The 15,071-nt window shown below is 69.7% G+C and carries 14 protein-coding genes and 1 pseudogene; 3 read left to right on the top strand and 12 right to left on the bottom strand.

Annotation, left to right across the window (positions count from 1 at the left end; all coding sequences use genetic code 11):
• Positions 1-38: 38 nt before the first annotated feature.
• Together OHS81_RS12760 and OHS81_RS12755 are read right to left on the bottom strand one after the other, a co-directional pair.
• On the bottom strand, positions 39-677 hold the full coding sequence (locus OHS81_RS12760; protein WP_443058693.1) for a response regulator: 639 nt from the start codon (positions 675-677) through the stop codon (positions 39-41).
• Positions 667-2,139: a sensor histidine kinase gene (locus OHS81_RS12755; RefSeq protein ID WP_328384896.1), complete on the bottom strand. Its 1,473-nt coding sequence runs from the start codon at positions 2,137-2,139 to the stop codon at positions 667-669. Before OHS81_RS12755 ends, OHS81_RS12760 begins: the two co-directional genes overlap by 11 nt.
• A 383-nt stretch (positions 2,140-2,522) precedes the next feature.
• Between OHS81_RS12755 and OHS81_RS12750 the strand changes: the two genes are divergently transcribed.
• Both OHS81_RS12750 and OHS81_RS12745 read left to right on the top strand, forming a co-directional pair.
• Positions 2,523-3,074, top strand: a complete 552-nt coding sequence (locus OHS81_RS12750; protein WP_328384895.1) for a hypothetical protein — start codon at positions 2,523-2,525, stop codon at positions 3,072-3,074.
• A 262-nt stretch (positions 3,075-3,336) separates the two neighbouring features.
• A complete protein-coding gene (locus OHS81_RS12745; protein WP_328384894.1) occupies positions 3,337-5,283 on the top strand; it encodes a sulfatase in 1,947 nt (648 codons plus the stop codon).
• 73 nt (positions 5,284-5,356) lie between these two features.
• Here OHS81_RS12745 and OHS81_RS12740 read toward each other — a convergent pair whose 3' ends face one another.
• The 5 genes from OHS81_RS12740 to mgt all read right to left on the bottom strand — a co-directional run bounded on the left by OHS81_RS12740 (position 5,357) and on the right by mgt (position 10,243).
• The gene (locus tag OHS81_RS12740; RefSeq protein ID WP_328384893.1) at positions 5,357-6,259 is read right to left on the bottom strand and encodes a phosphorothioated DNA-binding restriction endonuclease; all 903 of its coding nucleotides are present in this window, start codon (positions 6,257-6,259) and stop codon (positions 5,357-5,359) included.
• Positions 6,260-6,339: 80 nt separating this feature from the next.
• Positions 6,340-7,377 carry an alpha/beta fold hydrolase gene (locus OHS81_RS12735; protein ID WP_328384892.1) on the bottom strand — a complete coding sequence of 346 codons (1,038 nt, stop codon included), beginning with the start codon at positions 7,375-7,377 and terminating at the stop codon, positions 6,340-6,342.
• 249 nt (positions 7,378-7,626) lie between these two features.
• Entirely contained in the window at positions 7,627-8,055 is a 429-nt protein-coding gene (locus OHS81_RS12730; protein WP_328384891.1) for a winged helix-turn-helix domain-containing protein, read from the bottom strand.
• Entirely contained in the window at positions 8,052-8,894 is an 843-nt protein-coding gene (locus OHS81_RS12725; protein ID WP_328384890.1) for a hypothetical protein, read from the bottom strand. Before OHS81_RS12725 ends, OHS81_RS12730 begins: the two co-directional genes overlap by 4 nt.
• Before the next feature lie 137 nt (positions 8,895-9,031).
• Positions 9,032-10,243 (bottom strand): macrolide-inactivating glycosyltransferase, encoded by a 1,212-nt coding sequence (mgt, locus tag OHS81_RS12720; protein WP_328384889.1) that lies wholly within the window; start codon positions 10,241-10,243, stop codon positions 9,032-9,034.
• A gap of 224 nt (positions 10,244-10,467) precedes the next feature.
• Between mgt and OHS81_RS12715 the strand changes: the two are divergent.
• Positions 10,468-10,752 (top strand): annotated as a pseudogene (locus OHS81_RS12715) (NUDIX hydrolase); the annotation flags it as partial.
• 52 nt (positions 10,753-10,804) lie between these two features.
• On the opposite strand, the gene OHS81_RS12710 reads toward OHS81_RS12715, so the two are convergent.
• The 5 genes from OHS81_RS12710 to OHS81_RS12690 all read right to left on the bottom strand — a co-directional run bounded on the left by OHS81_RS12710 (position 10,805) and on the right by OHS81_RS12690 (position 14,754).
• Positions 10,805-11,041 (bottom strand): hypothetical protein, encoded by a 237-nt coding sequence (locus OHS81_RS12710; protein ID WP_328384888.1) that lies wholly within the window; start codon positions 11,039-11,041, stop codon positions 10,805-10,807.
• Positions 11,038-11,391: a DUF6247 family protein gene (locus OHS81_RS12705; protein ID WP_328391111.1), complete on the bottom strand. Its 354-nt coding sequence runs from the start codon at positions 11,389-11,391 to the stop codon at positions 11,038-11,040. Before OHS81_RS12705 ends, OHS81_RS12710 begins: the two co-directional genes overlap by 4 nt.
• A 130-nt stretch (positions 11,392-11,521) precedes the next feature.
• Positions 11,522-12,238 (bottom strand): peptide-methionine (S)-S-oxide reductase MsrA, encoded by a 717-nt coding sequence (gene msrA / locus OHS81_RS12700; RefSeq protein WP_328384887.1) that lies wholly within the window; start codon positions 12,236-12,238, stop codon positions 11,522-11,524.
• A gap of 293 nt (positions 12,239-12,531) precedes the next feature.
• Complete coding sequence (locus OHS81_RS12695; RefSeq protein WP_328384886.1) at positions 12,532-13,386, bottom strand: YwqG family protein; 855 nt, start codon at positions 13,384-13,386, stop codon at positions 12,532-12,534.
• Positions 13,387-13,593: 207 nt separating this feature from the next.
• Positions 13,594-14,754, bottom strand: a complete 1,161-nt coding sequence (locus OHS81_RS12690) for a hypothetical protein (protein ID WP_328384885.1) — start codon at positions 14,752-14,754, stop codon at positions 13,594-13,596.
• Positions 14,755-15,071: the final 317 nt, after the last annotated feature.

Raw genomic sequence — 15,071 nt, 5'->3', positions numbered from 1 at the left:
TGTTACGACAGCAACCCGTGTTACGCCAGGAACCCGTGTTACGACAGCAACCCGCGCTCCAGAGCCGTGATCACGGCCGCCGTACGGTCCGACACCTCCAGCTTCTTGAACGCACGCAGGAGGTGGGTCTTCACCGTGGCCTCACCGATGAACAGCGCCCGGCCGATGTCGGCATTGGTCAGTCCCTGGCTGACCAGCCGCAGGACCTCGCACTCCCGGGCGGACAGCGGCGTCGGCTCCACCGCCCGGGCCCGGAACAGCTTGGTCGCCAGCGACGGGGTCAGCACGGTCCCCCCACGCGCCGCACCGTGGACGGCCTCGATCAGCTCGGCCCGGGAACTCCCCTTGAGGAGATAGCCGGCCGCGCCCGCCTCCACGGCCCGCAGGATGTCGGAGTCGTCCTCGTAGGTGGTGACGATGACCACCTTGCTGTGCGGCGCCTGCCGCAGGATGTGCCCCGTGGCGGCGACCCCGTCCATCCCGCCCATCCGCAGATCGAGCAGCACGACGTCCGGCAACAGCCGGGTCACCAGCGTCACGGCTTCCTCGCCGGAGCCCGCCTGCCCCACCACGTCGATGCCCGGATCGGACTCCAGGATCGCGCACAGGCCCTCGCGTACGACGGGGTGATCGTCGGCGAGCAGCACCCGCACCGCGACCGTGTCCTCAACGCTCATCATCCGCCGCCTTCACCCAGTGCCTCGTAGCCGGCGCCGCGGTCCCGTCCGCGGCCTTGCCCGCGGTCCCGTCCGCGGTCTCGTCCGCCGTCCCGTCCGCGGCCTCGCCCACCGTCCCGTCCACGGTCTCCTCCAAGGGCACCGTCACCTCGACGGTGGTGCCCACCCCCGGCTCGCTCACCACGCTCAGCACCCCACCGGTCTGTGCCACCCGCGCCGCCATGCCCCGCAGCCCGAAGCCCCCGCCGTCCCCCTGCCCTTGCCCCGCCGCACCGCGCTCCTGTTCCCGCCCGGCCGTTCCTGCTCCCGCTCCCGTTCCTGCTCCCGCTCCTGCTCCCGCTGCCACTCCCGTTCCCGCCCCCGCCCCCGCATCGAACCCCTTGCCGTCATCGGCGACACGGAGCACGACCTGCCCCGCGCCGTACCGGAGCATCAGTTCCACCGCGCGGGCATCGGCGTGCTTGCGCACATTCGCCCCGGCCTCCTGCGCGGCACGCAGCAGTACGACATTGACCGCCATCGGCAGCGGCCGCTCATCGCCCTCGACGGCGAACCGCACCAGCAGCCCGCTCTCCGCGGTCAGCCCGTCCGCCTGCCGCCGCAGCGCCTGCGCCAAGGAGCTCTCCTGCAGGGACGCGGGCGTCCGGTCGGCCACGAAAGCGCGCGCCTCGACCAGGCTCTCCTTGGCCACCCGCCCGACCAGTGCGAGGTGCTTCCGGGCCACGGCGGGGGCGCCCTCCACCGCCGAATCCGCGGCCTGCACCAGGCTGATGATGCTGGTCAGGCTCTGCGCGAGGGTGTCATGGATCTCCCGTGCCAGCCGCTCGCGTTCGGCGAAGACCCCGGCCTGGTGCGACAGGCGGGCCACCTGCTCGCGGTTCCGCCGCAACTCCTCGATCAGTTCGGCGTGCTCCCTGTTCTGCCGCACCACCCGCTTGATCCACAGCCCGAGGAGTGCCGACAGGGCGATCCCGAGCAGCGAAGCCAGCAGCACGAACAGCACGGCAGGTCCCGCGGCGCCGCCGCGCAGCCACAGCCCCGTCACCGGGACGAGATTGCCGAGGACGCCGGCCACCAGCGCCGGCCTGGTTGCCAGGCTCATCATCAGCATCGGGATGAGGGCGAACAGGGCGAACGAGCTCATCAGATCGACGGCGGTGGCGACCCCGAACAGCACGAAGAGCCCCACGGAAAAGACGACGTTCCGCCGATCGCTCTCGTGACGCAGCATCAACGGCCGCCCGATCCCCGCATACCAGGGCACGATCAGCGTCAGCGCGGCGATGGCGACCAACCGACCGCCCTGCGGGATCCCGGAGGCCCCGGAGGCCCCGGAGCCCGCGGAGGCCTCGGAGGTGAACACCAGCCCCGTGGTGACCAGATAGCAGATCACGAAGTAGCTGTCCCACAGCCCGAACCAGCGCACCCGCGCCTCGGGCGCGCGCCGCGCCTCAGCCGTCACCGTGTCCCCCTGGATACCACCGTGTCCCCCTGGATATGAGCGCCCCGCACCTGAGAGCGGGTGCGGCCGCGCGCCCAGTCCTATCACCCTCCTCCCCGGGGCCGCGCTGTCCACCGACCGGTGGACAGCCGAATCCACCGGTCGGTCGTCCCCCGTCAACCTCCCTTCCCCATAACGTCGTTGATGCCCCCTCGCGGACCTCGAAGAAGACCCCGGACGAAACCCCGGAAGATACCCGGGACAAGACCCGGGAAAAACCCCGGGAAAAACCCCGGAAAAGAGAATTCGCCAACCGTCAGAATTCCCGTGAGGGGAACTCTCCGAACCGCAGCGCGCCCACCGAGCAAGACAATTCGCAGCACCGCAGAAAGGCCCGGATTCCCATGGACCACCTGAGTCAGTTCGCCACCGCACTCATCGCCAGTGCCACCATCCTCACCATCATCCTGGCGACTGACCTGGGCCGCCGCCGGGTCACCAACATGCGCATGCTGCGCTCCGTGATAGCGGTCGCCCTCATCATTGCGCTCTTTGTGCACTCCCTTCCGACGTCCGGGAACGCGCCTTCGTTTCAGCTCATAGGCTGTGGCGTGGGCGTGATCTGCGGCCTGATCGCCGGCGTACTTCTCCCCGCCCACCGCGGCAGCGACGGCCAGATCTACACCACCGGAGGATTCGGTTACGCCCTGGTCTGGATCGTCCTTTCCACCGCCCGCGTCCTTTTTGCCTACGGTGCCGAGCACTGGTTCACCGAAGGCCTGATCCGCTTCAGCATCGAAAACCAGCTCAGCGGCCCCGACGTCTACGCCAATGCCTTTGTCTTCATGTCACTCGCCATGGTTCTCACCCGGACCGCGGTCCTCGTGACAAAGTGCCGCCGCCTCCGTCACGCGGCCGCCGACCAGACGGCCACGGAGCAGCCGGCCGCGGTCTGACGGTCCACCGTCCACCGGCCGAGGCCATCGGCCTACGCCACGGACCGGCGTCGCGGCGGAGAGGGGAGGTCCGGGCCGATCGGGGGACGGCCCGGCCCTCTCCTCTCCTCTCCTCTCCTCGCCCCCTCCCGCCTCCTCCTGCGCTGTATGGCCGCCCGATTGAACGCACGCTTCCGGTCGCCCGTACACATAGCGACGGCGCCGACCTCCCGAGTCCGGTCCGCCGCGCCACCACCGGGCCTCGCACGGAAGGACCTTCGGGTTGTCGCACTTCACGCGCTCTGACCAGCTGCCGCAGGAGAAGCAGGCACCCCCGACCGGGGACTTGCCCCAGGACGATCCCAACGACCCCAACGGCCCCCCGGAGCACGCGCCGGATGCCGCGGTCACGCGCGATGCCGCGGCCACGCATGATGCCGCGGCCACGCCGGACCCCTCGGCCACAGCAGCGGAACAGAAGTCCGCCCCGGAACAGAAGTCCGCCCCGGAACAGAATTCCGCCACTGACGAGCCCACGGACCGCGCCGCCCTCCCCCCGGACCGCGGCTGGCGCGGCCGCCACCCGGCCGTGGCGCGGGCGGCGGCGTGGACCACCACCGCCCTGGCCGCCGCGCTGGTGCTCGTCACCCTCCTCCTGCCGAACGACCCCAACCGCCTGACACCCTCAGAATTCATCCGTATACCGGTAGAAGGGATAGCCGGCGCCGCCCTGCTGCTCCTCCTGCCGCAGAAGGCGCGGCGGCCGGCCGCGGTGCTCGCGGGAGTCGTGCTCGGCCTGCTGACCCTCCTGGACCTCCTCGACATCGGCTTCGTCGAGGTGCTGGGCCGGGGGTTCAACGTGGTGTTCGACTGGGTCCTGCTCGGCGACGGTGCCTCCTTCCTGCAGGACTCCATAGGCCGGACGGGCACCATCGGAGTCGAGATCGCGGCCGTACTCCTCGTCCTCGCTCTGCTCGTCCTCCCCGCACTGGCGGTCGTCCGGCTCAGCAACCTCATGGCCCGGCACGCCACCAGGGCGGCCGGCACCACCCTCGTCCTCGGTACCGTCTGGGTCCTCTCCGCGGCCCTCGGCCTGCAGATCGACGGTGCGCCGGTTGCCTCCCGCAGCACCTCCGACCTCGTCCAGGCCCGTATGGACGGCGTGAGCGCGACCCTGAAGGACGAGCGGGCATTCGCCAAGGAAGCCGCGAGCGACCCCTACCACCACACACCGGGAAACCGGCTGCTGACCGCACTGCGCGGCAAGGACGTCATCTTCACCTTCATCGAGAGCTACGGACGCAGCGCGGTCCAAGACAGGCTGATGGCTCCGGGTGTCGACGCCACGCTCGCAAAGGGGACCGAACGGCTGCGGGCGGCCGGCTACTCCGCCCGCAGCGGCTGGCTCACCTCGGCGACGTACGGCGGCAGCAGCTGGCTGGGCCACTCCACCTTCCTGTCCGGCCTGTGGATCGACAACCAGCAGCGCTACCGCACCGTGACCGCGGGCGATCACCTGACCCTCACCAGCGCCTTCAAGCGCACCGGCGCCTGGCGCACCGTCGGCATCATGCCCGGCGTCACCAAGAGCTGGCCGGAGGCCAAGTTCTACGGCCTCGACCACGTCTACGACTCCCGGGAACTCGGCTACAAGGGCCCCAAGTTCAGCTGGTCGACCATGCCCGACCAGTACAGCCTCGCCGCCTTCGAGCGCCTGGAGCACGGCAAACCGCACGACAAGCCCCTGATGTCCGAGATCATCCTGACCTCCAGTCACAACCCCTGGGCGCCCCTCCCCAAGACGATCGGCTGGGACAAGGTCGGCGACGGCTCCGTCTACAACAGCATCGAGGAGGCCGGCAAGCGTCCCGTGGACGTGTGGCAGCAGACCGACAAGGTGCGCACCGAGTACGGCAAGTCCATCCAGTACTCCCTGAACAGCCTCATCTCGTACGTCGAGAAGTACGGCAACAAGAACACCGTGCTCGTCTTCCTCGGCGATCACCAGCCGGTCGCCAAGGTCTCCGGCGACCACGCCAGCAGGGACGTCCCGGTCGCGATCGTCGCCCACGACCCCGACGTCCTGAAGCGCATCTCCGACTGGCACTGGACACCCAGCCTCAACCCCGGCCACAAAGCCCCGGTCTGGCGGATGGACACCTTCCGCGACCGCTTCCTGAAGGCCTACGGCTCGCACCCCGGCTCCGCCACACCTCCGGCCGCCCACTGACCGCCGATGCACACACGCCCAGACACGCCCAGACAGACCCAGGCGCACTCAAATCAAACGCACTCAAACACACTCAAACGCACTCCGGCACCCGGGGCTCACCACGGAACACCTGCGCGGTATGCCAGGTGATGTAAGCGGGGGCGACCTGTGCACTGCCCCGCTGCGGCCCGATGACGGCCTGCCCGGAGAGGCCGAGCACATGCTCGCGCGCCGCCCGGCTGTGCCCGATGAACTCCTGGGCGACCGTGATCCGCCGGCCGGAATCCAGGCCCAGCACCCCTCTGTCGAACAGCTTGTGGTGCAGCGAGCACAGGCACAGACAGTTGGCGAGTTCATCGGGTCCGCGAAAGGCCCACCATTGGACGTGGGCGGCTTCCAGCCCGACCGGCACCCGGCCGATCGAACCGTCGAAGCCGCAGAAGGCGCACCGGTATTCGTAAGCGATGAGCACCCGCCCGCGCAGCTCGGCCGCCCGCCGGCGCCCCGGGACCGGCCCGGAGGCGACCCCTATGCCCTCCGCCGTCTCCAGGTCGAGCCCGACGGCCGCGGAGATGTCCGGGTGGGCCGACGGCGGGAAGTGCCGGTCCAGGAGCAGTTGGGCCAGCTGTCCGAGCAGCGTCGGATCATCCGAGAGCGCGCCGCGCAGTCCGGCGGCCAGCTGCCCCCGTGCCCCGCTCTCCCGTAGCGCCCGCACCCCTGTCCCCGGACTGCCGTCCCCGCTGTCGGTACGCACCTCCCACACCCCGTCACTGACGAGATGGTGGAACGGATAGGAGGGCGACGTCCGGCGCGTGGGTCCGTAATCCCGCAGCAGCTCGCTCAGATCGTGCTCGATCTCGGAGTAGCGCATCGGCTGCTGCGGCAACCGCTGAAACCGCCCCAACGCATAGAGCATGAGCAGCGGTTTGTGCGGCGCCCGCGCTCCGTTCTGCGCCCACTGCCGCAGATTCCCCACCCGCTCCACCCAGTCCATGACAGGACTCTAGGCGGAGGACCGGCGGCAACTCACTTCAGGCTGAGGGGGCCGCGGCAGCAGCCCACCCCAGCGCCAGACTACGAAGACGACGGCGTACCACCCGGCCGACGACGAGCCTTCTCCACCACCTCGCGCACCGCATCGGTGACGAGCTGCGGCCGGTTGTTCTGGATGTTGTGGTCGCTCTGCGTCTTGGTGATGTGTTGCGCACCGGGAAACTGCAGCGCGAGATCTCGCTGCGAGGCACGTTGGGCCCGCCAGAAGACCTGCGGGAAATCCGCCGGAGCATGAGCCGGCAGCCGAGCACGAAAAGCATCGGCGTCGAATTCATCCCCGCTCAGCACGACCACCGGGATCTTCGGCACCGGCGGGGCGGCGCGCACCTGCCCGAAGGCGATCGCAGGATTCTGCCTTTCCACATCTTTCCACTGAGCGATGCGCTTCTTGTCGTCGTTGCGGATCAGCGCCAGAAAGGTGGCGAACTGCTGTGGCGTGAGCCGCGATTGCAGGAATTCCGACTCGGCGTCCACGAGAACGAGACCGGACACCTCATGCGGGTACTCGCCGGCGTAAATCCTGACGACCGGCCCGCCCGCCGACCATCCCGCGAGCACATACGGGCCGGGTACCTTCGCCGCCTTCAGCAGTGCGTGCAGGTCCGCGGCATCACCACGTGCTGTGGTGGGCTGCGCGACCGTCGACGAGGTGGTGAACTTCCCGTCCTCCCGGACCGTTCCCGGGCGATCGTAGGAACAGACCCGGGTGAACCTCCCCACCGCGGGATATACGGCAGAGCTGCTGGGCTTTCTGTCGCCGTTCGGCCCGGCCACATAGCTCCAGGTATCCGCGGCCGCGACGAGTCCCGGTACGAGCACGACGGTCGGAGACCCACTGCCATGGCACTCCAGATACATCATGCGGCCATGCCCGATATCGACCAGCCGCGCAAAGGACGTCACGTTCTCCGCGCGGGCGTTCGCCGAGACGGAAGAATGCGTGGTGGATGCGCCACAGGCCGTCATGCACAGCGTCGATACGACCAGAAATCCGGCCCGCCCGAGAAAACCCCTCCGCGCACCGAAACCGCCCCGCCGGACCATGCCAGAAAGACTCATCTCACTCCGTCGTGATTCTGCGCCAGTTCGTCAGAGGATCCCGATCACGGAATCCGGTGATGGGTCACATCGAGCTCAGGACTGTCATGGTGCAGCCCGTCGGGGAACAGGGGCCTTGGGCGAGAAAGAACACCGGGGGCAACGTATGCGATCTGCCGGACACCGACAACAATGCAGCCCTCGGCGCGTCTCCCTCGGTGAGCCTTCTCCTGGCCCCGCTCCGGTGCCGATGATGTGCCACAGCGGCGATCAGACGTCGGGCGACCCAAGCGCAGGGCGGGGAGATTCCAGGCGGAGGACGAGGGCACGCAGGGCGCGAAGTTCGGTGTCCAGTGCCTGCGCGCCTTCGCGGGTGAGGGCGATCCACGTACGGGGGCGCCGACCGGCGTACCCCTTCTCCACGGTGATCAGGTCCGACTCCTCCAGCACCTTCAGATGCCGGGAGAGATTTCCGTCGGTGACGGCGAGTTGTTTCTTCAGGAAGCTGAACTCGACTCGGTCGGCTTCTCGGGCAATGGCGAGAATGCCGAGCCGCACGCGCTGGTGGACGGTGTCGTCCAGTGACCGGGTCGGGTGGAGTCTTTCCTGTTCCCGTTCCTGGCCCATTTCCTGGCCCATTTCCTGGCCCATTTCCTGGCCCTTTTCCTCGCACGCGGCAGGCGAGTCCTCGACGCTCATGAGGCAGCCGTACCCGCACCGGCGTCGCGGGAAGCGGCTCGACGACGGGCCACCGCCCACTCGGCCAGCCCGGCGAGGAGCAGGAGGGCGGCGAGCAGGCACGCCTTGGCCTGCGGTCCGTCGGTCCAGCCGGGGTGAGCGGACTCGGCGGGGTGCTGCCAGGGGAGCCATCCACTGCCCCAGGAGGCACCGAGGTAGCCGGTGAGCAGCACGGCATGAGCGATGCCGGCGGCCGCGGCGATCCAGCTGCGTTCGGCCATTCCGAGCGCGAGCAGCCCGATGCCGACCAGGTACCACGGGGAGGCGTAGCTGTTCTCCAGCAGCTCGGCCTCCCACGACTGGTTCCTGCTGAACAGCATGGCCATCAGGGCCGTCGTGATCGCTGCGGTGGCTATGGCCGTCGTGCGGATCCACACGCCGCGGCGGGGGACGATACCCCGGGTCTCGCCACGCAGGCGGTACCAGCGGGCGAAGACGAACCATGCCAGGGGGAGGAGCGCGAACCACACGCCCCAGGCGGTGAAGCGCAGCACGGCGCCGTCGAACTCGCCCTTCAAGCAGGGGGTTCCCGGTTCATGGACGACGCACAGGCCGGTCAGCTCGGCGTACGCGAACGCCGGGTAGGACCCGATGTAGCGGCCGTGGGCTCCGAAATTGAAGGCGTACCTGGCAATCGGAGCGGCCGCCAGCGCCAGCAGGCCGAAACCGAGAAGGGAGACCCACGCGCCGTTCATCTGCGCGCGGGCCCGGGCCCGCAGGCCTTCCGTCGCCGCTATCAGGCCGACCGCGTCTGCCCTCGGTCCGGACCCCGCACTGCTCAATGACGGTGTTCCCACCATGCCCCCTTGTGATCACGCGTCGGCAGCACCGGCCGGCGGACCGCCGGTCCCGGCCGCCCGCCCGCCCGCTACTGCACTCACTTTGTAATGCAAAGTACATGGCAGTCAAGAGTAAGTCGCTGCACCGTCAGGCGCCCTCACCTAATGGGCAGTTCGGCCTCGATGAGGTCGGCCGCGCGCCGGGTGCCGCCTTCGGCAGCCATCTCCCGCTGGATGGACGCGAGTCGGTGCCGCACGTCGGGGTCGTCGACGAGCGCGAGCACTGCCGCACGGAGGGTGGCGGCGTCGGCCTGGTCCATCGGCACGTGACGGGCCACGCCGAGCCCCTGGAGCACGTCCGCGTTGCCGAATTGGTCGACGGCCTGCGGAACGGCGACCATGGGCGTGGCGGTGGCCAGCCCCTCCTGGCTGCCACCCGCCCCGGCGTGCGTGATGAAGGCGTCCGCCTTCCGCAGGATCGCCAACTGCGGTACCCATTGGTGCACTTCCACGTTCCCCGGGACCTCCCCGAGCTCATCGGCCGTGACGTGCTTGCCCACCTGGAGCACGACATGCCAGCCCGGCAGATCACCGAATGCCTTGACACACTCGCCGTAGAAAGCGGGCTGCTTGGTGAAGGACGAGCCGAGCGAGACCAGCAGCACCCGCTCGGCGTCCGCGGGCCGCTCCCAGTCGCCCTGCGTGGCGCGGTCACCATGGCAGGCGCCGACGAACGAGTGCACCTTCTCATCGACCCGTCCGGCGTTGGGCTGCAGTGCCTTCGGGATGAGCACGATCGAGCGGCCGGGGCGGCCGACGAACGGGTCGGGATGCTGCGTGATCCCGTTCCCGGCAAGCCAATTGGTGAACTTCTCGTAGTACGCCCTGCCGCGCTCGGTCGCCTTGGGCTCCGCCCACATCGGCTCGGCAACCTCCTCCTCGTACCCCTCCCACGCGACCAGGTTCGGCGAGAGGGAGATCGCGGGCACGCCCCAGCGGTGAGCGAGGACGCGCGCCGGGTACGAGGTGATGTCGTGCAGCACGAGGTCCGGCTCATCGCCTCGATACGCCGTGGCGAGCTGCGGCAGCGCCTGGATCGCGTCCTCCAGGAACGGCTCGACGTTGTCGAGGAGCGTGCTCCCCCACGCCGACGGGTCGTCGTCGGGCGAGGGCAGCGTGGTGCGGTACAGGACGGGCTCGGCGCCGGCCTCGGCAACCTTCTCCTCGAAAAGGTGCGGGATCGCGTACGTGACACGGTGCCCCCGGGCCACGAGCTCGCGGATCACTTCGAGACTTGGATTCACATGCCCGTGCGCGGCGATGGAGAACATGGCGATATGGGCATGCCTGGGGGGATTCGTGGTCATCATGTCCCCACAGTAGGCGAGACGAGACGTATCGTTCAATGTATTTTCCAGGCAAGTGCATCCACGGCAGGCACATCCACGGCAAGGGCCGAATCAGGGTGCTGGGGCCGCCCTCATGCACCACCGGCCTATGGGGCGCCGGTATGGCACCTTCGTCGCAACGGAGGCGTCGGAGTCGTCGCAACGGAGGTGGCGGAATCTTCGACACCTACGCCCAGAGCTTCGAGGAGGTCAAGGAGGAGACCGGGCTTGATGTGGAGATCACCGGGCTGGTGGGGGCGTACACCGATCCTCGTCACGTGATCGCTTATGCGGACGGGGAGGTGCGGCGGCAGTTCAACGTGTGCTTTACGGCACGGGTCGCCGGCGGGCAGCTCGCCATCTCGGACGAGTCCACGGAGCTGCGGAGCAGTCGGCAGCCGGCAGTCGGCAGTCGGCAGTCGGCAGTCGGCGCCGGCGCGATGCCTGTCGGGCACGACCCCAGTTCGTCTCCGACGGAGCACTTAGCTTGACCCCCGTCCCCACGGGTCTTGCGTGCCAAGTAACCCCGGCACGCAAGATACTTCAGTCGTTCGTGGCACGCGGTGCCACGAGGAAGTAGAACCAGCCACCGGCGGCGTCCATGCGGCGCAGGCCTCCCGGCCGGGGACCGTTGCCGAAATCGCTGACGTCGATGCCCGTCCTTGCAAGGTCCACGAGCTGGCCGGTCAGACGTTCCACTTCCGCCACCACGTGACCGGGGATGCCGCCCGCCACATGGTCGTAGTCGGGGTCGTACTCCCAGTGCCAGTCAGTGCTCACCGGGCCGGGAGGCCGATGGCGGCGTGGGCTTCGTCCAGGAGCCGGCCGATCTCGGAGGCGGCCTGCCGTGCCTGAGCCGCGTCGCCCGATTCAGCAGCATTCTCCCACCGGCGGAGGTCCGCTGCCGCGTCGGGCTGACGCTGGATGTGGACATAGGCGGCCCACTGGGCGATGAACCGCTGGAGCGGTGCCAGGTCGGAGCCCTGCCGGGATTGGTCGGCCGCTTGGTCCAACTCCCGTGTGAAGGCCGGCAGCGCTGCCGGTGCGATCTGACTGATCGCCTGCCGCAGCGCGGCAACCGTGGCAGGGGGCTGGGGAATGAGTGGCTGCCCAGCGGCGGAGGTGGCCATGGCTACTCCCATGGGCGTGATTCTGGTCCCGTGCGTCAGCGTATCGGGCACAAGCGCTCTCCCTCCGCTCGAACGAGTGAGGGAGAGGCGGTGTGGCTACCCGCGCCTGGACCTGCTTGGCGGAAGCGTTCTACTGCTCCGTGACTTCCGGGGCGGATGCGATCCCCGTCGGGCAGGACCGGCCCCAGTTCGTCTCGGACGGGGCGCTTAGCTTGACGCCCGTCCCGCCGATCCCGCAGTACCCCGCCGGGTTTTTGTCCAAGTACTGCTGGTGGTATCCCTCTGCCGGATAGAAGGGCCGGGAGGCGTCGGCGGGGAGGATTTCGGTGGTGATGTCGGAGTGGCCGGAGTTGCGGAGGACGGTGCGGTAGGCGTCGCGGGAGGCTTCGGCGGCCTGTTGCTGGGCGGGGGAGTGGGTGTAGATGGCGGAGCGGTACTGGGTGCCGACGTCGTTGCCCTGGCGGAAGCCCTGGGTGGGGTCGTGGGACTCCCAGAAGAGCTTCAGCAGGGTGCCGTACGAGACGGTCTTGGGGTCGAAGACGACGCGGACGGCCTCGGTGTGGCCGGTGTGGCCGCTGCAGACCTCTTCGTAGGTGGGGTTCGGGGTGTGGCCGCCCTGGTAGCCGACGAGGGTGGTCCAGACGCCCTCGGTCTGCCAGAACTTCCGCTCGGCGCCCCAGAAGCAGCCCAGGCCGAAGTCGGCGGTCTCCAGGCCGTCCGGGTACGGGCCGAGCAGCGGGTTGCCCAGGACGGTGTGCCGGTCGGGGACGGTGAAGGCCCGCTCGGGGCGCCCTTCGAGCGCTTCGTCCGGCGTGGGGAGGTGGGTCTTGAAGCGGGAGAAGAGCATGGGATCAGGCTCCTGGGCTGGACGGGAAGCGGCACACGGCGTTGCATGGGTGGTAACGCCTGGGGGGCGAGGGGTATTCCGGCTCGGGGAGGTTGCTCGGGGGGCAACCCTCCGTGAGCACGCTTCCATAAGCAGGGGTGACGGTGGGCAACGGCAGGTATGTCCGCACGGTGCTGCTCGCCGACGGGGGCTTTGCCGGGAAGATCTACGAGCTCGGCAAGCGCCACTTCCGCCTGGATGGCTTCGGCAAGTGAACCCTCGTCCGGCGTTCCGGCAGCCGCTCCGCCGTTCCGTCAGCCGCACTGCCAGGTGAACATGGCGCGGTCGAAGCGGCGTTCGGCCAGGTCCTCGGGGCGTATGAGCCAGTAGAGGGCGCCGCAGTCGCCCCACATCATGTCGGCGTGGTGGTCCGTGTCGATCTGGGCGAGCAGGAGCCAGCGGGACACCTCCTCCTCGATGCGGGGGTCGTCCCACGGCGGGCTGCCCAGGACACCGTGGGCGACCTCGGACTCCACCGCGTCCTGTACGGGGTTCGCGTGGCCGCCGAGGCGGTGTTCGGTGCCCTCGGAGTGGTCGTACAGGGCCTCCTGGAAGTCTTCGCCCCACAGCGGGTGGTCGTCCGGCAGTGAGGCGAACTCCCGGTGGACCAGGGGGTGCCAGGTGTACGGGGCGGTCGCCTCCGGGCGTGCTGTCAAAGGCACCTCGGGGTAGGGCTGGATTCCTTCCGGCGTGGCGCGTGCGGCGGTGGGGACGTCCGCCGGTACGTACAGCACGCGTGCGCCCGCCCAGGTGTCCGGTTCATGGGGCGCGACCAAGGCGTCGCCGTCGTCGAGCTGACCGTCGAAGTAGAAGAAGGCCAGCGTGCCGTCCGCCGGTATGGCGATGTCGAGGGCGGCCGAGGGGAGCAGGGCGCAGTCGAGCGAAGCGATGAAGGCGAGCGGGCCGTGGCCCTCCCAGACGGGCCATTCCGTGTCCTCGGGCAGCTCCGGGGCGCCGCCGAGCCGGCCGACGACCGGGGTGGTCCCGCGATCCGTTGCCTTCTCCAGGCGCAGTCCCGGCCGCAGCAGGCCGATCCACCGTTCGGCGATCCCGGCGGGCAGGTGCGTGTGGGCGAGGGTGTGCAGCGGGTCGACGGTGCTCTGTGTCATGTGGTCATGATGCACGGGGCCACTGACAGTCGGCCGTGGGCGGGTTGAGCCTGCAGGCCGGGGTCGGGGTTCGGAGTCGTTGGGAGTCGGTCGGAGCCGTTCGGCTCGTCCTCTGCATGCGGCTCGTCCTCTGCTTGCGGCTCGGCCTGCGCGCGTCCCGCCCACTCCGCGCTGCCCGCTGCTCTCCGCGCTGCCCGCCCGGCCGCTCTACTGCCCCGCGGGCGGAAAACCCGCCGCGTTGCCGCCCAGTTGTTCCCAGCCCGTGATGGCCAGGGCGCGGTAGGCGGCGTACTCGGCGGCGGGGCTGCGGCCGTACGACCACGGGACGGCGCCCACATGGCCGTCGACCAGGCGGAGTTGTTCCATGGCCTCGGCGTAGCGCTCGGCGCGGACCAGGAACCAGACCAGCAGGTGGCGGACGTGCGGTGCCATGGGATGGTCGGCGGGGGCCTCGCGGAGGGCGAAGTGGGCACCCTCGATCGCGCGCTCGACGACCGCGCTCCGGTAGAGGCCGCGGACCAGGTTGGCCTCGGGGAGGTGGTCGTAGACGGCGAAGAGGGGGAGGGCCGGGAGGAGGGTCTTGGCGGGGGCGGCGGCCGCCGCGCGCTCGGCGAAGGCTTCGGCCTCCTTGCGGGAGCCGTGCCACTTCTCGGACCAGTACGGGAGCGCGGCGAGGTGTGCGCCCATGTGCTGCGGGGCGCGCTGGGCGACCTTCGTCCACAGCTCTTCGTAGTCGGCGGGGCGGTCGCCCAGGCCGCGGGCGACGGCCAGCTCGGTGATGTACGGGATCGGGCTGCCGGGCGCGAGCAGGGCCGCCTCCCGGCAGACCGTACGGGCCTCTTCGAGGATCATGCGGAAGTCCTGCGAGCCCGGGTCGCGCAGGGCCTGGACCACCAGGAACTGGGCGTGCGTCTGGGCGCCGCCCGGGTCCTTGGGGGCCTCCGAACGCCACGTGCGCAGCCAGATCCCGCCGGTCCGCCCGCCGTCGCCGTACCCCGGGGCCGTACCGCGCCGCTGCTGCTCCGTCGCCTCCTCCGCGGCCAGCTCGAACGCGGCGGCGCCGGCCAGCGTCTGCACCCGCTGCCAGCGCCGCTCCCAGTTGTCGCCGGTGGACTTCAGCAGCGCGGCGGCCGGGCGCCAGTCGTGTGTCCGGCGCATCTCCTCCAGCGCATCGGCCAGTTCCTGGTCGGGGCCGGGCAGCCGGACGTCGAGCTCGTCCAGCGGTACGAAGCCGTAGCCGGCCATCGGGTCGGAGGCCACCACGAGGCCTTGCCGGGTGTGCTGCACGGCCCGCCGGCGCCGCATCCAGGGCAGGAAGACGAAACCGCCGAGCGCGAGCGCGGCGAAGAGAACGAGCAGAGCGTCCATGTGGGGTGTCCTGTACCTGTACGGCTGTCGGTAGCGGTGTCGGGAGCGGTACCCGGGGGCTGTAGGCCGTGGGCCGTAGTGGTCACGGCTGCCGGTGTAACGCTAACGGTGCGGGGCGGTGGGGGACCGGAGTGGCGGGAGGTGCGGGGTGGAGCAGCAAGGGCAGGTGGAGTGGCAGGGAGTGGTGGAGTGGTGACGCGCGGTTGGGGTGGTGCGGTGGGGGCTGGAGAACGGTCCTGCGGTCCCGCGGCCCCGCAGCTCTTCGGTTCTTCGTTCTTCGTATGTATCCACTATCCAGGCAACCAGAAAGTTCCGAA

This window comes from Streptomyces sp. NBC_00400, assembly GCF_036048035.1.
GTDB lineage: Bacteria > Actinomycetota > Actinomycetes > Streptomycetales > Streptomycetaceae > Streptomyces.
Note: the sequence above shows the minus strand (reverse complement) of the source record. Positions and strands in the feature narration are given on the sequence as shown.